General features: G+C 43.7%; 21 protein-coding genes and 1 riboswitch. Of the genes, 17 read left to right on the top strand and 4 right to left on the bottom strand.

What is annotated here, in order from left to right; genetic code table 11:
• The first annotated feature begins 290 nt into the window (after positions 1-290).
• Positions 291-3203, top strand: coding sequence for an S-layer homology domain-containing protein (locus BM358_RS22825; RefSeq protein WP_028542031.1), 2913 nt, complete (start codon positions 291-293; stop codon positions 3201-3203).
• Between the two features lie 107 nt (positions 3204-3310).
• Here BM358_RS22825 and BM358_RS22830 read toward each other — a convergent pair whose 3' ends face one another.
• A complete protein-coding gene (locus BM358_RS22830; RefSeq protein WP_023987121.1) occupies positions 3311-3985 on the bottom strand; it encodes an NAD(P)H-dependent oxidoreductase in 675 nt (224 codons plus the stop codon).
• Between the two features lie 143 nt (positions 3986-4128).
• On the opposite strand from BM358_RS22830, the gene BM358_RS22835 reads away from it, so the two are divergent.
• Entirely contained in the window at positions 4129-4521 is a 393-nt protein-coding gene (locus tag BM358_RS22835) for a winged helix-turn-helix transcriptional regulator (RefSeq protein WP_023987122.1), read from the top strand.
• 191 nt (positions 4522-4712) lie between these two features.
• Positions 4713-5705, top strand: a complete 993-nt coding sequence (locus tag BM358_RS22840; protein ID WP_028542032.1) for an ABC transporter substrate-binding protein — start codon at positions 4713-4715, stop codon at positions 5703-5705.
• A gap of 120 nt (positions 5706-5825) precedes the next feature.
• Here the strand turns inward: BM358_RS22840 and BM358_RS22845 are convergent, their stop codons facing one another.
• From BM358_RS22845 to BM358_RS22855, 3 genes are all read right to left on the bottom strand, one after another.
• Entirely contained in the window at positions 5826-7328 is a 1503-nt protein-coding gene (locus tag BM358_RS22845) for a stalk domain-containing protein (protein ID WP_028542033.1), read from the bottom strand.
• Between the two features lie 227 nt (positions 7329-7555).
• Positions 7556-8191, bottom strand: coding sequence for a cyclodeaminase/cyclohydrolase family protein (locus tag BM358_RS22850; RefSeq protein ID WP_023987124.1), 636 nt, complete (start codon positions 8189-8191; stop codon positions 7556-7558).
• Positions 8188-9054 carry a bifunctional 5,10-methylenetetrahydrofolate dehydrogenase/5,10-methenyltetrahydrofolate cyclohydrolase gene (locus tag BM358_RS22855; RefSeq protein WP_023987125.1) on the bottom strand — a complete coding sequence of 289 codons (867 nt, stop codon included), beginning with the start codon at positions 9052-9054 and terminating at the stop codon, positions 8188-8190. Before BM358_RS22855 ends, BM358_RS22850 begins: the two co-directional genes overlap by 4 nt.
• 110 nt (positions 9055-9164) lie before the next feature.
• Positions 9165-9249, bottom strand: a riboswitch (ZMP/ZTP riboswitch).
• A gap of 213 nt (positions 9250-9462) precedes the next feature.
• Here BM358_RS22855 and BM358_RS22860 point away from each other — a divergent pair.
• From BM358_RS22860 to BM358_RS22920, 14 genes are all read left to right on the top strand, one after another.
• Entirely contained in the window at positions 9463-10524 is a 1062-nt protein-coding gene (locus tag BM358_RS22860) for a Delta(5) desaturase DesA (RefSeq protein WP_023987126.1), read from the top strand.
• Between the two features lie 284 nt (positions 10525-10808).
• On the top strand, positions 10809-11354 hold the full coding sequence (locus BM358_RS22865; protein WP_028542034.1) for a PadR family transcriptional regulator: 546 nt from the start codon (positions 10809-10811) through the stop codon (positions 11352-11354).
• Complete coding sequence (locus tag BM358_RS22870; protein ID WP_028542035.1) at positions 11332-11829, top strand: hypothetical protein; 498 nt, start codon at positions 11332-11334, stop codon at positions 11827-11829. The genes BM358_RS22865 and BM358_RS22870 overlap by 23 nt, the downstream gene beginning before the upstream one ends.
• Before the next feature lie 3 nt (positions 11830-11832).
• On the top strand, positions 11833-11955 hold the full coding sequence (locus BM358_RS27005; protein ID WP_256026584.1) for a hypothetical protein: 123 nt from the start codon (positions 11833-11835) through the stop codon (positions 11953-11955).
• A gap of 119 nt (positions 11956-12074) precedes the next feature.
• Positions 12075-13208, top strand: a complete 1134-nt coding sequence (locus tag BM358_RS22875; protein ID WP_023987129.1) for a sensor histidine kinase — start codon at positions 12075-12077, stop codon at positions 13206-13208.
• Complete coding sequence (locus BM358_RS22880; protein ID WP_013308918.1) at positions 13205-13804, top strand: response regulator transcription factor; 600 nt, start codon at positions 13205-13207, stop codon at positions 13802-13804. Before BM358_RS22875 ends, BM358_RS22880 begins: the two co-directional genes overlap by 4 nt.
• Before the next feature lie 146 nt (positions 13805-13950).
• Positions 13951-14571 (top strand): deoxynucleoside kinase, encoded by a 621-nt coding sequence (locus BM358_RS22885; protein ID WP_023987130.1) that lies wholly within the window; start codon positions 13951-13953, stop codon positions 14569-14571.
• Positions 14571-15212 carry a deoxynucleoside kinase gene (locus BM358_RS22890; protein WP_013308920.1) on the top strand — a complete coding sequence of 214 codons (642 nt, stop codon included), beginning with the start codon at positions 14571-14573 and terminating at the stop codon, positions 15210-15212. The genes BM358_RS22885 and BM358_RS22890 overlap by 1 nt, the downstream gene beginning before the upstream one ends.
• 197 nt (positions 15213-15409) lie before the next feature.
• A complete protein-coding gene (locus tag BM358_RS22895) occupies positions 15410-16411 on the top strand; it encodes a Gfo/Idh/MocA family protein (RefSeq protein ID WP_028542036.1) in 1002 nt (333 codons plus the stop codon).
• A gap of 324 nt (positions 16412-16735) precedes the next feature.
• The gene (locus BM358_RS22900; RefSeq protein WP_023987132.1) at positions 16736-17761 is read left to right on the top strand and encodes a methionine ABC transporter ATP-binding protein; all 1026 of its coding nucleotides are present in this window, start codon (positions 16736-16738) and stop codon (positions 17759-17761) included.
• Entirely contained in the window at positions 17751-18413 is a 663-nt protein-coding gene (locus tag BM358_RS22905; protein ID WP_023987133.1) for a methionine ABC transporter permease, read from the top strand. The genes BM358_RS22900 and BM358_RS22905 overlap by 11 nt, the downstream gene beginning before the upstream one ends.
• A 43-nt stretch (positions 18414-18456) precedes the next feature.
• A complete protein-coding gene (locus tag BM358_RS22910) occupies positions 18457-19344 on the top strand; it encodes a MetQ/NlpA family ABC transporter substrate-binding protein (RefSeq protein ID WP_023987134.1) in 888 nt (295 codons plus the stop codon).
• 64 nt (positions 19345-19408) lie between these two features.
• On the top strand, positions 19409-20617 hold the full coding sequence (locus tag BM358_RS22915; protein WP_023987135.1) for a M20 family metallopeptidase: 1209 nt from the start codon (positions 19409-19411) through the stop codon (positions 20615-20617).
• 255 nt (positions 20618-20872) lie between these two features.
• The gene (locus tag BM358_RS22920) at positions 20873-22306 is read left to right on the top strand and encodes a purple acid phosphatase family protein (RefSeq protein WP_023987136.1); all 1434 of its coding nucleotides are present in this window, start codon (positions 20873-20875) and stop codon (positions 22304-22306) included.
• The last annotated feature ends 187 nt before the right edge of the window (positions 22307-22493 follow it).

Raw genomic sequence — 22493 nt, forward strand, 5'->3', positions numbered from 1 at the left:
AAAAATGCTGGAAATTTAATTCCCAATGAAAACCATTTTAAAAGATCGGGATATATGCCTTTAAAATAATGACAATTTTACGGATGGAACCGTAATCTATAACTACTTTTTTTGCTGTCTTTATTCAATCCTAGGGATATTATTCCGATAATTCAAGTATATACAGTTTGGTGTTAATTGAAATGAAATCCGTTTGAAAACAAAAGAGATAATTTTCAGAGTTGAAACAGAAGTGCAGGTGGAAGTGACCTGATGCTATATCGTAAAGGAGGTGCAAGGATCCAAATAATATGAAATGTGAAAAAAAGTTAAAACAAATTAGGCAGTACATCGCTGCTTTACTGGCTGTTTGGTTGTTCTGTATACATACTGTGCCTGTTTTTGCAGACAGGGTCTTTAACGATATCGAACATTCCTACGCAGCTGATGCAATTGAAGCCATGGCTGCTCAAGGGTATGTTACGGGTTATCAGGATGGTAGTTTTCGACCTGTGCATTTTATTTCGAGGCAGGAATGGGCGAGCATTTTCGTTAAAACCTTAAAACGAACTTCGGTTAACAAAAGCGTTGCTTCTTTTAGTGATGTGTCACCGTGGGCTCTACCCTATGTGCAGACCTTGCAAGCAGAGAACATTACCAAAGGAATTAGTGATCAGTTATTCGGTGCAAAGCATAATATGACCCGTCAGGATATGGCGGTGTGGTATGCCAGGTATTTCGGCGTTTCTGAAGATACCCGCGCTTCCGATAGATCTAGTTTTGTGGATCAGGCTGATATATCAGACTATGCACAAACGAGCGTATGGCTGATGGAACGGTTGGAGCTGATCGAGGGGGATACGAATCATTATTTCCATCCCAAAGAGTCTGTGAGACGGCAGGATGCTACACTGGTAGCATATCGGATATGGCTAGGCGGTGACGGTCTGAGAGAACGTGCTAAGCGTTTGCTGGAATCATTAGGAAATGGAACTGCAATGACGAATCAGCCAGCCAGTCCAACGGAATCGAGGAAGATCGTGGTCGACCTGGCGCCGGAAATCAGTCACCAGCGTGCGAATCCGGAGATCGAAGAGCCTAAAAGCCATAGTCCAAGACCCGATCCACCGGTATCTCCGGTAACACCAACAGAGCCGAAGCCGGAACCGCCAATTATACGACCAGAACCTAGTCCCAAACCACCGGTGATACCACCAGTGACACCGCCAGTGATACCACCAATCATACCGCCAGTGACTCCGTCAGAACCACCGGATCATTCGTCGGATTTCGTGGTGGATGAGGTAGTAATCAAGGCGCCCGAGTTGGTCAATCAACCGGAAACGTATCCTTCGTATCAGCTGTCCTTTGATCTCTACAATAAAGGGCACTTGGTAAGCATTCCCGCTGTTAGCGTCACAAGTGTCACCTACACATTTAGTGATACATTAGGTGTATTTGATGAACATGGGAAAATTGCGCATTCCGAAAATATACCTGCTGCTGATGGTTATATTCCTGTAGAGATGGAAGTCACCATTGCTAAACCTTATCGGGTACTTAAAGCACAGACCAAGCTGATCGTGAAAGGGAAGACTCCTCCGGTAGAGGACCCGAGTGTAATCAGGTCCGTATACTTGGCGACGTACACCATTTCACAGGCCACTACTCTAGACCCTACAGCCTGGAGCATGCCCTATGTATTTCAAAATGCAAAGGGAGAGGTCATACCGTCCGGTCTATTGCCGTCAGACTTGAAGCTTCGTATAGAGGATTCCAGAGGGATATTTGACGAGGATGGACATATTGCCAACCTGCATCTGATTCCTGCATTGAACTCTGTCATTCCATTCAAGATTGAGGTTGAATCACCCTCTCAGGGAATTCACTTCATATCCGATGCCGAGTTAACTGTAGTACCAGGAGCACGCAAAAAGCAATATTTTGCTATCTCCATGATGCTACAGGGAAAAGATGCGGGCAGTACGACCACGGTAGAGCAAATTGAGCAGTCGCGTCAATTGCTGATGGATCACTTTGGTACCAACTTAAAAGTGACGTGGGCCATGGAAAATAGATTTATTTTTGTGGAATCAAATCGTCCGCAGCTTAAAAAGGTTTTGGAATACGTGGATCAGTATGGCGATGAAGTCGGGATTTTGGATGGGTATCCGAATAATCTGTTTGATCTTCCTGAATGGGAAGCACAGATGAACGAGTGGTTGTATATGTATCGTTATAATGCCCTCAATGAGCTGCACCAATCTGGTTCGTTGGGATCACCTTCGGTGTTTGAAAGTATGGATACAGACCAATATCGGAAGTATCTGCCTAAATCATTGACCGGCTTTACGGTGAATCCTGAGCAGGCCCAATGGCTTAAGGATCATTTTAAGATTACCTCAGCGATGGGGTGGTCGGCTACACAGTATAATGTGAACAACATGTATGGTGAGGGTTCACCTTTGATGCCTTACTGGTCCCATAAGGATAATCCGATTGTTCCGGCACAGGGGCTTACAAATAATAGCGGTATCGTATTTATGAATTCGATTTCGATTGATCCCATCGGGTCGCGCTATACCAAAGATTCTTCACGCTGGACTCTCCATCCAGGTGATCCATATGTGACGGAAACGGATGCGGCACCACAACTGTATATAGCACAGCAATATTTAGATAACCCGTATCAACGTTTGAATACAGTAAACTACATGTCCATTATTTTGGATGTCAACTGGCTTGCCAAAAACCATAACATGTCTCAAATATGGGAAAACTTTGTGAAGCACTTCCCTGTTGACCGTGAGGTTGAGATTGTGGGCGTGGACGGGCTGAAACAGATTTATGAATCGGTAGCTGGATTGAGTAATGATCATACGGAGTTTACGCTCATGTTTAGAGGCTCAGGTATTAAGACGGCTATGGATTCCAATAATTCACCAGCGAATCTGCGCTATTTGTGGACCGAAAATGCCTCACAGCGGATTATTTTATCCAAAGAGGATGGAGATGCGGCATGGTCCATTATTGACTTTACCGACTATACCCGCACACCGGTTCCAAAGACACCATACAACCTGGATAAGAACACAGATGTAAGCTATGTTACTGGAAGGAACTTTAAGCTGCATCCTACAGCTCCGTTAACAGCAGATGAAATTCAGCGCGTAAAGGATCGTTTGAAGGAAATCTATTTCGCGGAAGAAGTAAATTATCAGTAAGGGTTTGGAATGACAGAATTTTTAAGACTTGAGGTTTTATGAAAAGGGGGTGTCCCAACAGCCATGGAAATGGTTGTGGCACGCCCCTTTGTTTTAGAAAAAAGGTTTTACACCCATTCAATAACCTGATCTACAGATCGCCGAGTTTTGCCACGCGGTTCGTTGAGACGGTATCCAAATGCCACCATACAAGAAATACCGAAATGCTCGGCATCCATAATGCCTTCCTCGGAGAGGATGCGTTCGATTTCCTGTTTATTAAAACCTTCGATAGGGCAGGAATCAATGCCGATTTGAGCTGCGGCAGTCATCATGTTGCCCAGTGCGATGTAGGTTTGTCGGCAGCCCCACTCGAACAAGGCTCTTTTATTTTCCTCCAGCCCAAAATCTGACTTTAGAAAGGCATCATACACTTTCTCTCTGCCTTGAATCACTTCAGCTGGTAATTGCTGCACGTTTTCCATCATACTCTTGATATAATCGGATGAGGCTACCATATCTTCAGGAAGTCTAGAGAGGATGAGTACAAAATGGCTGGCTGTTGGCAGTTGTTTTTGGGCCCCCCAAGAGTAAGGCAGCAGCTTCTCACGCATAGCGTTACTCTGAACGACAACAAATTTCCAGGGTTCAAAGCCAAACGAACTCGGGGATAAACGGCCTGTTTCAAGAATAAAGTCGAAGTCAGAATCGCTAATTTTCTTATGGCTATCAAATTCCTTCGTTGCATGTCTGAACTCGTATGCAGATAAGATTTGATCTTTAGTAGTAGTTAAGGTTTCCATCGTTATTCCACTCCTTATGGATGTGATTAAAATTGACGCTTACCAAGTAACATGCTTAATATTAGAATATACATGATCGTTTTTGAAGTACGCACATTAATGTGCTGTAGTATATAAAATGATACCAAGGAGGAGAAAAGCCTATGCGCAATCGGAAAGGCGGCTTTGGGGAATGTACCGCTGGAAATGATCAGGCGTGTCCTGTTGAGTACACGCTGGACGTGATTGGGGGCAAATGGAAAGGGATTATTTTATATCATCTCATGTATGGGACTAAGCGATTTAGTGATTTTCGGCGGATCTGTCCGGGAATTACCCAGCGTATGCTGACACTCCAATTGCGCGAGCTGGAAGAGGACGGAGTCGTTCACCGTGAAGTCTACCAACAGGTTCCTCCCAAGGTCGAATACTCTCTAACTGAATTTGGAAAAACGCTGATCCCGATTATTAACCTGATGAAGGATTGGGGAGAAGAATATAAAACAAAACAGCGATCACCAGAAAGCAGCCTCCAGCAACCTAGCCCCAATGTGTAGGTTTTGAGACGGCTCCACAAAGAAGACCTGACCATCATTTTGGCAGGTCTTTTCATTTTAAAGTGAAATGATGCAAAGTTCGTTTTTCAGTTGACAGTAAGGACGACGCTTGATATATTTCTTACGATATTGATAATCATTATCATGTGTATCGGGAAGATCATCTTCACAATATATAGGGGGCTAATCAGTTGAAAAGAAAATCGTATTTTATGATAACAGCTATGTTACTTGTATTGTCTGTATTCATCAGCGCTTGCGGCGGAAATAATAATGGAAGTAATCCGGCTTCATCTTCAGGAGATAAGCAAGAGTCGGCTTCTACTGGAGAGACTAGAAGCTTTAAAACGGTTAAAGGGGATATTCAAATTCCTGCTAAGCCACAGCGCATTGTAACGGATTTTTACGGTGGAGAATTGCTGTCCGTGGGTGCTAACGTGGTGGGTGTGGAGCCGACTGCGTTTCAAAATCCTTTTCTGACCGATTTGCTGAAGGAAAAAGGAACCAAAGAGGTGGGTGATCCGACCAATTTGGAAAAGACGCTGGAACTCAAACCCGATCTGATCGTGGTTATGAAGGATACGAATTATGAGGCTTTGTCTAAAATCGCACCTACCCTATACATTCCGTACGGTACGACGACTAATATCTATGATACGGTCAAGCTGTTCGGCGATATCACCGGGGAAAAGGAGAAGGCTGAGCAATTTATTGCTGCATTTGATAAAAAGGCCGCTGAAGGTCGCGCACGTCTTAAAGGTGTGATTGACGAAAAGGCAACTTTCGGTCTGTATGAGCTGACGGACAAAAACGCACTTTGGATCTTTGGCGACAATGCGGGGCGGGGCGGTCAAGCCGTGTACAATGCGCTCAAACTGAATATGCCAAAGAAAACAGCTAACTCCAAGGAACAAACGGTGCAGCTTTCGATGGAGGTATTGCCACAGTATGACGCAGATTATATGTTCCTGACTACGTATGACCCGGAGAAAAAGGGTGACGCGCTCAAGCAACTGAAATCGTCCGCTGTGTGGGGGAATCTTCCTGCGGTGAAGAACAATAGAGTGTTCTTTAACGATTTTGATACGTATTATCGCTATGATCCAATCGCTATTACCGGGCAAATTGATATGATCGTAGATATGCTGGTCGAAAGAGAAAAAGAGAATAAAGTTAAACAATAGGTGTGAGATTCTGCGTTGTGACGAATTGTCCAAAACAGATGGGAAGTCGCATAATACACGCAGTATATAGCATAAAAAACCAGTCCAACATGAATCATGTTTGGACTGGTTTTTTATTTACTATTTCGTCGTAATTTCAATAGTATCTTCTTTTTGTATCCAATCTACCTTGGCCCCCAGCGTTTCGCTGAGTAGCCTTAGTGGAAGATAACCAATTCCATTCACCATGAAGGGCGGATTGGTGAGTTTTACGGCTTTACCGTTCACTTTTGTTTGGCTGGTTTTGAAATTTACTTCTAGAGAGACAGGATGGTCTTCTGTCTTAGACTGATTCATATTCGCTATTTTGCTGTTGAAATCATAAGCGATCTCGGCCCCCAGTTTGTCAAAAACAGAACGAAGGGGAATAAAAGCCTGCCCGTTGCGGGTAATGGCACCATTACTCAGAGGGACAGGCGAACCATTGAGACGGACAAGAATCGGTTTTTGTACAGGAACTGGTGAACTATAAAGAAACTCATAGTCCCCTATACCGAGCTGCGCGTGTTTGTTGACACCCCAGCCCCATAGGGCGCCATCTGCTTTTTGCATGATTACGTGCCGTGGACCTGCTTTGATGCTTTGAATATTTTTAGCAAGTAATGTAAAGGGGGCATTGGATGATAACTTTTCACCATCTAGAGACGCAACATATACATTCCCAGCAGTGGTTAGGGCAAGTATGGAGCGTTCAACGAAAAAGGCGTCTTTAACATCCTTTACTCCTGTTAATAGTACAGGGGTATTTTCGTTGTGATAGGTTGTATTATCTGAGGAACCTGTAACTGTAGCACCCCAGAACCAAAGTCGACTTTGCTGATCAATCGCGAGATTGGAATACCTATCGGCCTTGATTGTCTTGATGCCCGATAAGGCTTGAATTTGCGATACGGATAGAGTTTCGGACGGAGTTACATTTTTATCAAATTCTTTGGGCCACGTCCACACGGTGCCATCTTTTTTTAAGGCTATGTTTTTAGCGATTGCCGTAATATCTTTTAATGATGAAATAGGTTCGAAGCCCTGCAAGGCTTTTGTATTTTTCCACACACTGCCGTCTTTCTTTAGAAATATCCAGCGTTCCTCATAATCCGGTCTTTGCTCATAGTAACTATCTATATTGGCAACCTCGTCGAGGCCAGATAGGGTTTGAAAAGGACTAGAGATGTTTCCATTGTCGAGTCGATCAGCGGAAGATATGCTGCCTTCGCTGCTCAGAGCGAGCACATGATCATTCAAACTACTTACAGCTGCGAGGTTCTGTAATCCTTCCAGAGGAACGAATTTCACGGATTCAGCAATATTATTTCTAGGCACATACCAAGCAGAGTGGTCTTGTAAGGAAAATACCAGATCGCCCTCGTTGATGATATTAGAAAATGTTTTTACAACGTCCGACTTACCCTCTACACGAGTCGGTACGGATTGATTATAGCCCCACAGCCACAAGCTTCCATCGGATTGAATCAGACTCCCAGAATCATAGGAACGAATATGGGATGTAGACTCCTTTTCGTTCGCCCACGCGTTAGAACTGAATAACAATAACGTGATTATACTGAGTAATAGAGTCCGTCTTTTCATACGATTTTCCTCATTTCTTGATCAATGTGTATAAGATAAAAAATGATACCTTCGAGAATATCCCCTTATCCATAGACGTATATAATATAGAAAAGTTTTCCAAAATGTATGAATTTCAATAAAATAACCTCCAAACCCACGATTAGAGATGGATTTGGAGGCTATTTCTTTTAACGAGTAAGCAGAAATATGTTGGTTAGAACAGGTTAAACACGGTTATGAGCAGACTAATTCGCTATTCGACTGCGCACCATCAACAAGGTTTGGTCTTTGATTTGTCCGATTTCACGGATGAGTGCGGCTGTCTTGGTCTCATAGGAGTATTTGACATCCAAGTCTTTCAGCGAAGCAAGGTTAATGTCGACGGTAAGCAGGGCAGATTGAGCTGCTGCTTCGAACAGGATCGCGCCGATGCCAAGATCTGAAATCACATTTTTATTGGACATTTCCACAATGTTATAGGCTTGCGACAATCCGTCCCGGCATACTTCCAGCAGGCGCATGGGTACCTCAATGGCAGCGATCACCGCTGTCTGTAAGGAATGGGTACGATAGCGCTTTTCTTCATCTGTTTCCTTGGGCAAACGCAGCGCGGTCATGTACTGTTCAAAGGATTGGATGTCTGCGACCATTAGTTCCTCACAATGTGTAGACAATCTTTCCATGCTACTAATGACATCCGTGATTTGTTCATGGATGTGCGCATATTTTTCTCCTTGTGAAAGGTTGGCGGTCATGGAGGTCATAGCCGCGCCTAGTGCCGCAGCCAATGCGGATACACTTCCTCCGCCGGGGGTAGGCGCTGCACTTGCAGCCTCTTTCAGAAAATGTCCGATGGAATTGTTCCAAGACAGTTCACTCATGAATAGACCACCTCTCTGGAGTAGTGTTGCAGATGTATCGCTTTGAGCAGATTTTTGTACAAAATCGCAGTCGTTAAGGTGCCAACACCGCCGGGAACCGGAGAAATGGCATGTACCTTTTCACCCACGTTTGAAGCAGCGTCACCCACGATTTTTCCTTCCAGTGTCTCGTTAATTCCTGCATCCACGAGAATCAGACCGGGATGGACCATATCCTGCGTAATCACATCAGGGCATCCGACTGCGACGAAGGCAATGTCTGCATGGCTCAGATGCTCTGCAATATCACGCGTACCTGCATGACAGGCGGTAACGGTGGCATTTTCTCTTTGCAACATGTGGAAAAGGGGAAGTCCCACTGTCTGCCCGATGCCCACGAGCGTGACATTTTTGCCTGCCAAGGTGTGACCGTAATGCTTGAGCAGCTCGATACAGGCTTGAGGTGTTGCGGGATATAGTCCGGCGTCACCTGTTACGGTAGCCAGCTTGTTATCAGGTGTTATTCCATCAATATCCTTGTAGGGGGCGATGGATTGTTTAATAACGGAGGCAGAAAGATGTTGGGGAAGCGGCAGTTCCAGCATAATGCCATGTACATGGGATGCATCGTTCAGACTGCCGATCAGGTGCAGTAGCTCGGCTTCGCTAACATGACGGTCAAAAGTATGGAGATGAAATGAGATTCCCAGCTTCTCCGCTATTTTTTGCTTGGTCCGTGCATAGTATGCAGATGCCGGATCGCCTTCTACCAATAGGGTCGCCAGATGGGGACGGTGTCCTTGCTGCTTCATTTTTTCTACCTGTGAACGGATCGTTGCATATACTTGCTCAGCTGCTTCTTTGGATTTCATGATTATAGCCATAGTCCGTGCCTCCTCTGAATTTATCGCATGATTTATCAACAGGGTGTCATGGTCTTAAAACGAAAAAAAGTATTTGCACAAGGTCGTCAAGACAGACGAATCCTCTGCAAATACTTCTCCCAGGCGAACGGTACGCTTTTTTTGTATGCTCCCTCGTGGTTCATTCCACTGACTTCGCCAGTCACATACAGCGTTATTATGTCTTATATTTTAACAAATAATCATCAGAAAAGAAACCCGCGAACATTTGGAAAACGGGTTGTGTTACTTGTCTATATGACAAATGTCATATACCCGAGCTGACGTTTATGACTACAGCGCCTAGAGGCTTTACCTTATACTGAGATTAGATCAACATGTACGCCTAACAGGATCAAGGTATAGGCGTCATTTTAAAGGAGGATCATAATGAGTATGACACAACTCCCATTAGCCCAATTGAAAAAAAATATGGCTCCCTACGAGAAAATAAACACAAAATCCAGCGTTCTGCAACTCATCAATACCTTGGGTCCACTGATCCTATTGTGGTATGCTGCTTATCTTAGTCTGTCGGTTTCGTACTGGCTGACACTTCCAATTGCCATTGTTGCATCGGGGTTTGTGGTACGGACATTTATTATTTTTCATGATTGTGGTCATCAATCCTTCTTCAAAAGCCGCAAGCTGAACGACATTGTGGGAACGATTACAGGTATTATTACGCTCTGCCCTTATCACCAATGGAAAAATAGTCACGCAATCCACCATGCAACCAGCAGTAATCTGGATAAAAGAGGCACAGGTGACATGTGGGTGCTTACGGTAGAAGAGTACACAGAGGCTTCCACATGGACACGGCTGGCCTATCGCATATATCGAAATCCTTGGGTTATGTTTGGACTAGGTCCGATCTATACTTTTTTGATTTCCTATCGGTTTAATATCAAGACAGCCAAACGCAAGGAAAAAATGAACACCTATGTGACGAATATATCCATCGTTGCCTTGTATGCACTGTTGTCATGGGCTATTGGATGGCAGGCCTTCCTTCTCGTACAGGCACCTATCTTTTTTGTATCTGGTATGTTGGGAATCTGGCTGTTCTATGTACAACACCAATTTGAGGATTCGTATTTTGAGCACGATGAAGAGTGGAGCTATATTAATGCGGCCGTAGAAGGCAGTTCTTACTACAAGCTTCCTAAAGTATTGCAATGGATTACGGGCAATATCGGATTTCATCACGTTCATCACTTGAGCCCAAAAGTGCCAAATTATAATTTGGAAAAAGCACATGAAGCGACACCGTTACTTCAAAAGGCGACCACGATCACAGTAAGTAGCAGTCTGCAATCTTTGAAGTTCCGACTTTGGGATGAAAATACGAAAACCTTTTTGACCTTTAAACAAGTGAGGCCGCTCCTCAGCAAACGTGTTGCAGTTACGAAACCCATCCCTACACCTGTTGTAAGCACAGAAAGAAAATAACTTTGTACAAAACTTTTCTGAAGAGATGTTGAAAAATTGCAGTTTACTTTGAGAAATCTAAAGGGATAACATCCTTTTAGATTTTTTTGTTTATATTGAAAATGCAGTACTTTCATTCTTTGTTTTAGCAAGCGCTATTGACAAATCGATTGTCAACCTTTACATTCTATATATCGAAACGATATATATCGATTATATATAAATTAGCTACATGTAAACAGAGATAAGTTCCCTTTGATTTCAGAAGGATAATTCACTATGCCAGGAAAGAAGGAATAGATTTTATGTTGATTTATGTAATACTTGGGTTCCTCTGCGAAAAGGATATGACAGGATATGAAATCAAGCAGAAGATGACGATAAGCACTTCCAACTTTATTGATGCCAGCTTCGGAAGCATATATCCTATGCTGAAAAAAATGGAAAAGGGGGAGCTTATCAAGTATGAAGAAGTGGTAGAGGAAGGCAGATTCAAAAAATCATATGGTATTACGGAAAAAGGGAAGAGTGAATTTATAGAATGGTTAAAAACACCATGTACTTTTTCCCCTTTTAATTATGAGTATTTGAGTAAGCTTTTCTTCTATAAATATCTTGACGACATTGAGGTTGTTCGTTTGATTGCCAGCTTTCAAACTACTGTCGCCTGTGAATATAACAAGCTTGCCTTGATAGAAGAGAAGCACGTTCATGAGATGGATGTATATGAGCACGCGACGTTGATGTTTGGCAAAGAATATTTTCAAATGATTATGAATTGGCACGATGAACTCACAAGAAAAATTACAGGAAAGAAGGATAATGAAGATGAGAATGACAAAGAAATTTAAATTGCAGATTGCAGCTAAAAATGTGGATTTGTACAAATGGGTAACTGAGATGACTCCAGCTGAATATGAATCATTTTCAAAAGCTCACAAGGCAATGGGCAGTTATTTTGAAGATGGTGAATTCTATATGGTTAATGTGGAAAATATGGGGAATGAGATGATTGTTCAGCACTATCAATTAAAAGAGCACACAAAGGATCATTTGCGTTTCTACTCTGACAAGACAGAAGCATATATATGGCGATGGATACCCGCCATCGTTGGAGTTCCATGGGAAATGAAGATCACGCCTGTTGATAACAACTCTTGCGAATTTAGTTGTACGATTGGAGCGGACTTTCCATCTCGGCTACTGGCTTTTGCAGCATGGATAAATGGTTTTGGTGGATTCTTTATGAGAAAACATTTAGCCGATGAGGGCGGAAAATTTGCTAAAGATATAGAAAAGAAATTTAATAACGTTAGGTATGTATAATTCATGAACGAGCTGATCAGAAATATAGACCAGTCCCATTTCAAAGCACGATCTGGTGCAGTGGGTGGAGTGTACAGCGAATGGCTTAAGTTTGAGATCAGTTCCCGCAAAATGGACGGCTTCTAATCAAAGTGTTCATTTGCGGTTCACAGGAAAGGCTTTATCTTTGGTGCTTTCGAGCAGACGAAACAGTGGTATGATAAGATAAGGGATATAAGTCATGTGAAGTAGAAGAGGGTGGCAGAATGCAAAAGTGGTATCAGATTTTCCAAAGAAATACAGGGCTTAGTCCTTATGTGTGGGTCGTCTTTTATATCCTGCCCTTTTACTACTTTAGCTCTTCATCTACAAGTCATATTATTCTGGGTACTGCTATTATTTTGGTATTCTTTGCATGTTATGTACTGGCTTTTGTCTCAAAAGGCTGGCTCATATACTTTTGGACCAGTGTACAGATTGCCATATCGATTACCATGACACTGCTGTTTAGCTATATGTATTTTTCCATATTTATCGCCTATCTGATCGGTAATATTAAAAGTAAGGCTGCATTTACGACGCTGTATATCATTTTAATGGTTATTACGATTGGATTGATCAATTACGGTTTTGTATCTCAGAATCCCGTTTTTATTAAACAGATTCCTTTTATCCTGCTCAATCTGATCGGTGTGATTCTCCTTCCGATTACGAATTTTAATCGCAACAAAAGCGATCGGCTCCAAGTCCAATTAGAGGATGCCAATAAGAAAATATCGGAATTGATTAAGCTGGAGGAACGGCAAAGAATTGCGCGTGACCTGCACGATACCTTAGGTCAGAAGCTGTCACTCATCGGGCTGAAGAGCGATTTGGCGGGCAAACTGATGGATCAGTACCCGGAGCGTGCTCATGCTGAAATTAACGATGTTCGTCTCACGGCGAGAAGCGCGTTAAAAGAGGTGCGGGAAATGGTTACTCAAATGCGAGGTATGCGACTAGAGGATGAGCTGTTACGTATTCGGCAGATCTTAAAGGCTGCTCACATTGAATTGACCTTGGAGGGCGACCCGAAGCTGGAGCATACATCATTAATGAATGAAAATGTACTTAGTATGTGTATGAAGGAAGCAGTGACAAATGTGGTTAAGCACAGTGGAGCCACCGCTTGCTCCATCACTATTGAGCCGTCTCGTAAGGAACTAACTCTTCGGATTCAGGATAATGGAGTCGGTGCTACGAGAGAAAATGGAACCCTTCGTGGAAATGGCCTGCAAGGAATGAAGGAAAGGCTCGAATTCGTGAACGGATGTATGGAGCTGCGCTCAGATCAGGGAACGACCTTGGTCATTAAAGTGCCCAATATCCCTGAAAAGCCGAATGAGGAGGTGGGGCCATGATTCGAATTGTTATTGCAGAAGACCAGCGTATGCTGCTGGGTGCTCTAGCCTCCCTGCTAGACTTGGAAGAGGATATGAAAGTAGTCGGAAAAGCAAGCAACGGGGAAGAAGCTATAGAACTGGTGAAGCTGCACCAGCCGGATATATGCATTATGGACATCGAAATGCCGATTAAGAGCGGATTGGATGCGGCTGAGGAACTCAAAGCCTTGAACTGCAAGGTACTGATTTTAACTACGTTTGCTCGCCCCGGGTATTTTGAACGAGCGATCAAGGCGGGGACACACGGTTATCTGCTCAAGGACAGTCCCAGTGAAGAGCTGGCTTCCTCCATTCGAAGTATTATGGCAGGTCGACGTATTTACGCTCCAGAACTGGTCGATGATGCTTATGCCGAAGTCAACCCGCTAACAGAGCGTGAAAAGACCGTTTTGGCGCTTATTGCTGACGGAAAGAATACAAAAGAGATTGCTGGTGAACTGTATTTAACGACAGGGACGGTGCGCAATTATATTTCAGTCATTCTCGATAAGCTGGGTGTCAGTAACCGGATCGAGGCGATTACACGTTTTAATGAAAAAGGTTGGTTTAAGTGAGAAACAGGGACGCTATGAAGCAAAATGTAGCGCTCTGTTTTTTTTGTTTTATCCATAGATTTGGTATGCCTTTAGCGTACTACCTTGTGATACAATAGGATAGTTGTCCACAGGATGGACTGGAGTACAAGGAGGAGCAGAACTGCATGAAACAAGCCCCATTTATAGCCGTTGAAGGGCCAATCGGAGCAGGTAAAACGACGTTGGCTTCGATGCTTTCAACCGAGCTACATTTGCCGATAATCAAAGAGATTGTCGAGGAGAACCCATTTCTCGATAAATTTTATCAAAATATAGATGAGTGGAGTTTTCAGCTGGAAATGTTCTTTCTCTGCAATCGGTATAAGCAGCTGGAGGATACTGGTCTGCAATATATCGAGAAAGCTCAGCCCGTTATTTCTGATTATCATATCTACAAGAATTTGATTTTTGCTGAACGTACGCTTAAGGGTGTGAAGCTCGAAAAATATCGTCAAATCTATCATCTGCTCACGGATGATATGCCTAAGCCAGACATTATCATTTATATTAAAGCAGATTTGGATACCTTGCTGGGGAGAATTCGCAAGCGTGCACGCTCTTTTGAACAGGAGATGGACCCCGCTTATCTGGAGCAATTAATAATAGATTATGATAAAGGCATTCAGTTTCTCGCTGAACAGTCCCCTTCCCCTCGTATATTGACCGTGAACGGGAATGAAATTGATTTTGTAGAAAACCAGGCACAATTTAAACAAATTGTTTCCGATGTAAAGGAGCTTATATAGTGAATAATTACAACATTCCTGCGAATGCCCTGATTACGGTAGCGGGTACAGTGGGTGTAGGTAAATCCACGCTGACTGGTGCTTTGGCCGGACGCCTTGGTTTTAAAACCTCTTTGGAGCAGGTCGATCATAATCCCTATCTGGAGAAATTTTATCACGATTTCGAAAGATGGAGCTTTCATTTGCAAATTTATTTTCTCGCGGAACGCTTCAAGGAACAAAAGAATATTTTCTTGTCTGGTGGAGGTTTTGTGCAGGATCGTTCTATTTATGAGGACACAGGCATTTTTGCGAAAATGCATGCCGATCAGGGAACGATGAACCCTACCGATTATGAAACGTATACTAGCCTGTTTGAGGCGATGGTGATGACACCGTTTTTCCCGCACCCTGATGTGTTGATCTATTTGGAAGGCAGCTTGCCCTCCATACTGAGTCGGATTGAGGAGCGCGGTCGCGAGATGGAGATCCAGACCGAGCGTTCTTATTGGGAGCAAATGCATCGCAGATATTCCAATTGGATCAACGAATTTGATGCCTGTCCTGTACTGCGTCTGAACATTGATGAATATGATGTACACGACCCAGCTTCCATGGATGCCATTTTGGAAGAAGTAGGAAAAGTAATATCAAAAAAATAGAGATATAACCCCAAATAAATAACAGGGACTGTGGTACAATCAGTATAAATTATGCTGATAGACTACAGTCTTTTTTTGTCGAATGAACATGTTAAAGCATGAGATATGACTAACGGTATAGTGGACAAGTTTAGGCTGGAATGCGAGAATAGGTACATATGAATTGTAATGACTCACGGGAAGGATGGGATACTGTGATGCGTTTTGGTATTGTTGGAACCAACTGGATAACAGAGAGGTTTATTCAAGCTGCGATGGAGACGGACGAATTTTCCCTGACGGCGGTGTACTCACGCACAGAGGATAAGGGCAAAGCTTTTGCTGACAAATATAACAGCCAGCCGGAGGTTTTTACAGACCTGGCGCAAATGGCCGCAAGTGATCAGGTCGATGCCGTATATATTGCCAGCCCCAATTCCTTACATGCGGAGCAGGCGATCTTATGTATGAATCACGGAAAGCACGTGTTGTGTGAGAAACCTTTTGCGTCTAATACAGCAGAGGTGAAGAGCATGATCGAAGCCGCGCGGAACAACGATGTTCTGCTGATGGAGGCCGTTAAATCCACACTTATGCCTAACTTTAAAATAATAAAGGATCATATGTATAAAATAGGCCGGGTTCGGCGTTATTTTGCAAGCTACTGTCAATACTCCTCACGCTTTGATGCTTTTAAGCAAGGTAAGGTATTGAATGCGTTTAATCCGGCCTTTTCCAATGGTTCCTTGATGGACCTTGGAGTGTATTGTTTGTATCCTATGGTGACTTTGTTCGGCAAACCTGAGGAGGTTCGGGCGGTTGGTGTACTTTTATCCTCTGGTGTCGATGGCGAGGGCAGTATCGTGATGAAGTATCCTGATATGGATGCTACGGTCATGTATTCCAAAATTACAGATTCCTATCTGCCTGCTGAAATTCAGGGTGAGAATGGAACGATGGTGATCGACAAAATCAGTCAGCCCTATGAGGTGAAAATTCATTATCGGGACGGCACGATTGAAGATCTGACCAAAGCTCAGACGCGTGAGCCAATGTATTATGAAATTCAGGAATTTATTGATTTGATCAAGAGTGGTGAACGCAACAGTTCCATTAACTCCTTGGAGTGTTCACTTACAGTCGCTGAAGTGATGGAGGAGGCAAGACAACAATTCGGCCTTCGTTATGAAGCAGATTTGAAAAATACTTCTACACATTAGTCAGTGGAATGATCGAGATTACAATGCACAAAGGGCTGCCGATTTTGCAAACTTTGCAAATATACGGTTAGCCTTATTTGGCTTTGTAGCCCTAAAAGTGTAAGCAATTGTGATGACAGGAGTCAGAAGGCTATATTCATTTTTTATTGACAGATTCTCCTTCTTGTCTTAAGGTGTTAACAATGCAATATACAGTTAAATAATCCCACTTTCGGTCAAACGAAGATTAGGGAGTTTTTTTAGGGTGTAAATCCGATTAAATCCACCGGATTACTTAAATGGGATGGAGGAATACATACATTGTAGACGTAAGGAGGAAGCAGTTTGATAAAGTTTGAACAAGTTAGCAAAATATTTACCTTACCCAATCGTAAGGTAAATGCACTCGAAAAGGTTTCGTTATCGGTTGAAAAAGGAGAAATTTTCGGCGTGATTGGCTTTAGCGGTGCAGGTAAAAGTACGCTGCTGCGGCTTGTGAATTTACTGGAACGCCCCTCAGAGGGACGAATTGTCGTTAATGATCAGGATGTTACTCAGATACGACCCAAGGAACTAAGAAATTTAAGAAGACGGATCGGGATGGTATTCCAAACCTTTAATTTGTTTAACTCTCGTACTGTATATGGGAATCTGGCTTATCCTCTAAAACTGGCTAAACTGCCCAAGGCACAGATAGATGCTCGTGTTAAGGAACTGCTGCAATTTGTTGGATTGGAGGATAAAGCGGATTCCTATCCGGAGCAGTTATCTGGAGGGCAAAAGCAACGGGTCGGCATTGCCAGAGCACTGGCGAATTCGCCCGATATTCTCATCTGTGATGAAGCGACCTCGGCCCTCGATCCGGAAACGACAGAAGATATATTGAGGCTGCTGAAAAAAGTAAATGAAGAGTACCAGATTACGATCTTGCTCATTACCCATGAAATGAATGTGATTCGCAGTATTTGTGATCGTGTGGCGGTGATGGAGAATGGTAGGGTGATTGAGCAGGGCAGTGTGTTCGATGTATTTGCCAATCCACAGACGAAGACGACGAAAAATTTTATTCGCTCTGTACTGAATGATCAGCTTTCACCCAAACTGCTGAGCAAGATTCGGGAGCATCACGCTGGCCGATTGTACAGACTTGTTTTTCGGGGTGGGGCGACCAGTGAACCGGTGCTTTCTAGAGCGACACGGAAGCATAATCTGGATTACAACATTGTATATGGAAGTATTAATGAGCTACAGGGAGCGCTGTTCGGAAGCTTAATTGTCGAGTTAATCGGTGCAGACAATGAAGTTAACAAGGTCGTGGAGGAACTACGAACGACGGTGGAGGTCAGGGAGGTCGTCGATCATGAGAGTTAATTGGGATACATTTTGGCTCAAGGTAGTGGAGGCTACAGGGGAAACGCTTTTGATGGTTGTTGTCACGCTGATTTTTGCCAGTATTCTGGGGCTTATGATTGGTTTAGTACTGTATGTGACACGTAAAGGGAGCTTGTTTGAAAACAAATTTGTGTTTATGTTTCTGAATTTGCTGATTAATATCATTCGCCCGATTCCGTTTATCATTTTTTTAGTGGCGATTAGCCCGTTTACGCGTTTAATCATGGGAACCACGATTGGAACCTCGGCGGCTATTTTCCCAATGACTATTGTAGCGGCCTTTGCTGTAGCGAGAATTGTGGAAAATAATCTGGTCTCCATTGATCCGGGCATGATAGAAGCTGCCAAGGCACTGGGAGCGACTCCATTTCAGATCATCACGGGTGTGTTGATTCGGGAAGCGCTGGGACCTTTGATTCTAGGGTTGACGTTTATTACCGTGGCCTTGATTGATTTCTCTGCCATGGCTGGTACGGTGGGCGGAGGAGGCCTTGGGAACCTGGCAATGACCTATGGTTATCAACGATTCGATACTTCGGTCATGATTGTCACGATTGTTTTGCTGATCCTTTTTGTACAGGTCGCCCAATATGCGGGGAATTACTTGTCTCGTAAATTTCTACGGCGCTAATGGGAACAGAGTATTATACATAACGATTAAAGGGGAAATGAAAATGAAAAAAATATTTCGCTTGGGTTTACTGGCTATTCTTAGTGTAGCGGTTCTATCTGCTTGCTCAGCTAACGGTTCGGGCTCAAATGCAAATGAAAAAGTACATGTTAAAATCGGGGTTTCAGGATCTGAGGACACGTATTGGGATGTGCTCAAGAAGAAAGCAGAGGCCAAAAATATTGAAATTGAGCTGATCAGTTTCTCGGATTATACATTACCCAATAAGGCGCTCGCCAATAAAGAGGTAGATTTGAACTCCTTTCAACATTTGGCCTTTCTCAGTCAGTTTAATGTAGAAAATGATGTGAATATCGTCCCTATTGGTGCAACGATTATCGCTCCGATGGCACTGTACTCTGAAAAATTCAAAAACGTATCGGATATTCCTGACGGCTCCAAAATTGCTATACCGGATGATCCCTCCAATCAGGGACGGGCTTTAAAACTTCTCCAGTCTGCAGGGCTGATTAAGTTGAAGCAGGATGCGGGCCTGTATCCGACCACGGATGAAATCGAAGGGAATCCTAAAAAGCTGGAGATTGTCCCAGTTGTCGCCCAGCAGACGCCGCGCGTCTTGTCTGATGTAGCCGCCTCAGCTGTGAACAGCGGTGTTGCTACAGATGCCGGGCTCAAGCTGGATGGAGCCATCTACAAGGATGATGCAAGCAGCGAAGAAGCGAAGCCATATGTGAACGTGTTTGCTGCCCGGGCGGAGGATAAGGATAATGCGACTTACAAAACGATCGTGGATTTGTACCATGATGCTGATGTAGCCGAGGCGGTAAAACAGGATTCTAAAGGAGCTAACGTCGTGGTAGACCAGTCTGCCGAAGAGCTACAGGCCACATTGGATAAGCTGGTAGCAGATGTTAAAGCGCAAAAGAAATAAGAATGTTGAACAGAAGTAGGGTTGGAAGCATACTAATCTATTTTCGAAACGAGGAGAGATTGCGATGAGTACAACGAATACGGTCGATACACATAGACAGCGGATTATTAAGGAAATTGAGGAGTCTCGTCAGCTTTACACGGAAACGAGCCGGTTTATTCATGCTAATCCCGAAATCGGCAATCAAGAATTTCAGGCTTCCCAGGCACTGACGGGCATTTTGGAGCAAGCGGGGTTTGAGGTAACTCGTAATGTAGCGGGACACGAAACCGGATTTGTTGCGCGTAAGGCTTCTGCTAGACCAGGTCCGAAAATCGGATACTTGGCTGAATATGATGCATTGCCCGGTCTGGGCCATGCTTGTGGCCACAATATTATCGGAACCGCAAGCACGGCAGCAGCCATCGCCTTGGCGCAGGTGATCGACGAAACGGGAGGTGAGGTGTATGTGTTCGGTACACCAGCGGAAGAAGGCGGTCCTAATGGCAGTGCAAAAGGCAGCTTCGTGAAGCACGGGCTGTTCGAAGGGATTGATGCTGCACTGATGGTTCATCCATCCGGTGTGACCCGGCTGACCTCACCAAGTCTGGCAGTTGATCCGCTAGATTTTCATTTTTACGGCAAAGCGGCTCACGCCGCAGGATCACCAGAGCAGGGAATCAATGCGCTCGATGCGGTGCTGCAGTTGTTCAGCGGTATCAATGCTTTGCGTCAGCAACTGCCGACCGATGTGCGTATTCATGGCATCATTACGCATGGAGGAGACGCGCCCAATATCATTCCGGACTATGCGTCGGCACGCTTTTTCATTCGGGCAAGTACTTGGCAGCGCACAGAGGAGGTTTCCACGAAAGTTCGCCATATCGCAGATGCTGCTGCTTTGGCAACAGGAGCCACTGTGAAAATCGAACGTTTTCAAAATGAAGTGCGTGATTTCATTCTGAACGATACCCTGGATGAGGTAGTAGGTCGTGAACTGGAAGCGCTGGGAGAACAGCTGGATCGTGGCCCTCGTGCCGGACTGGGTTCGACGGATGCGGGAAATGTAAGCCATGTTATCCCGACTGCACATGCTTACATTAAGATCGGTCCGGATGATCTCATCGCTCATACGGTGGAATTCAGGGAAGCGGCTGGCTCTGAGAAGGGTGAGGAAGCCTTAGTGATTGGAGCCAAGGCGTTAGCCTTGTCAGGCTTGGAGCTACTGGTGAATGAAACACTACTGGTTGCGGTGAAGGAAGATTTTAAGCGTACGCATTCAGCGGCACAGTAAGCCAAGTCCACACATGGCATAGCAGAGCCGTCTAATATGAGTGTTATAGTTGAAGAGGATATCCTACAGTCTGTTTGACTGCATGGATATCCTTTTTCATTTTCTTATAAGCTGCTATCATTGCTCCTCAATCGCTAGGTCACTCATAACCTCATTTTTACAAAGTACTATATTTCCAAAAACAACGTATTAACATTTGATTGTTATGATTATAGTTATAACTTTTACATATTAACTGCAAAGAGGAGTGTACACATGTTTAAGAAGTTTCAAAAGTGGTCAGCAACATCTATGTCTGTTGCTCTTGCACTAGGTTTGATTACTGGCATGTCAGCCTTACCTGTCCATGCTGAGTCACCAGGGAACACAGATCAAGGGATTAGTAAAGTTACAGCTACATTTTATGGAGACACAAAAGTCTCCAAAGGATTTACTTGGTATACTTCAAAACTTTTCACGAACAGCACTGTTCAAGTAATCAAGAAAACGGCTTCTGAAGCTGATTATACGAGTGCTCTTACATTTGAAGGCACTTCCTCTCCATCGACCAATTCTGCAGAAGAGCTTGTCCATAAAGCTGTAGCTACAGGTCTTCAAGCGGACACAGCTTATTATTATCGTGTGGGTGATGCAGCGCGCGGGATATGGAGCGAAACAGGTACGTTTCAAACGGCTCCTAAGAGCGGTGAATTTACCTTCATTGATCTAGCTGATACACAAGCAAAAAGCGAAGATGAAGCCATATTGTCTTCACAGACGCTCGAAAAAGCACTTCAAACTGTAGGTAATGCTCAGTTTGTAGTCCACAACGGAGATATCGTAGATACGGGTACCAAAGAAGAGCAGTGGAACTGGCTGCTGGGGCATTCACAAAAAAGCCTTTTGAATACAACCATTGTTCCTTCAGCAGGTAATCACGAGGATGAGAACTACGCTTTTTATGATCACTTTAATATTAACGAACCTTCTGGTTCCGCTACTAAAACAGGAGCGTACTACTCTTATGATTACAGCAATGCTCACTTTATCGTACTGAACTCCAATGAGGACTCAGAGAAATATGCCAATTTTTCTGAAGCTCAAGTCGAATGGTTAAAGAAAGATGCGGCGGCAGCCAAAAGGGCAGGTGCAAAGTGGATCATTGTTAACATTCATAAAGGTCCTTACACTACCTCTAATCATGCAACAGATTCTGACATCATGGATAAGAATGGAGTTCGTAACCAAATCGCTCCACTAATGGCCGAACTTGATATCGACTTTGTCGTGCAAGGGCACGATCATATTTACGCTCGTACGAAACCAATCAACCAAGAGGGTAAAGCAACAACGCCAACAAAATTAAAAGATACATTAAATGATAAGACGATTGAATATAGTGTGAATCCAGATGGAAGTATCTATGTCATCCCAGCAACCGCTGGCCCCAAAGTCTACTACAAAAACCCAAGTGAAAAACTTGGAGATAAGTACTATAATCTCTTTGAACTAGCTGAAGAGAATCATGCGGCAGTATATGGCCCAGATCCGAGTGACAATCGTAGACCTACACGAGGACAGGTACAGAATTTTGTTGGCATCACCATAGACGGAAACAAACTTACAGCCGTAACGTATGAAATTGATCAAAACAAAAATGATGCCAAGCCTTTTATTGTGGATCAATTCGGAATCATCAAAAAAGATTAGTATAATTGATTTAATAGTTTCTAAATGATCATAAAAGGATATCCTACAGTCTGGTTGGCTGCATGGGTATCCTTTTTCATTTTCTTAGGGGATATCTACTATTGTACTTGTAATACTTACGCCCTGTTCGGAAGCTGGTAAAACGTACATAATGCAATTAACGACTTTACAAGTTTAAACATGGAGT

This window comes from Paenibacillus sp. cl130 (genome assembly GCF_900116035.1).
Taxonomy (GTDB): Bacteria; Bacillota; Bacilli; order Paenibacillales; family Paenibacillaceae; genus Paenibacillus; species Paenibacillus polymyxa_B.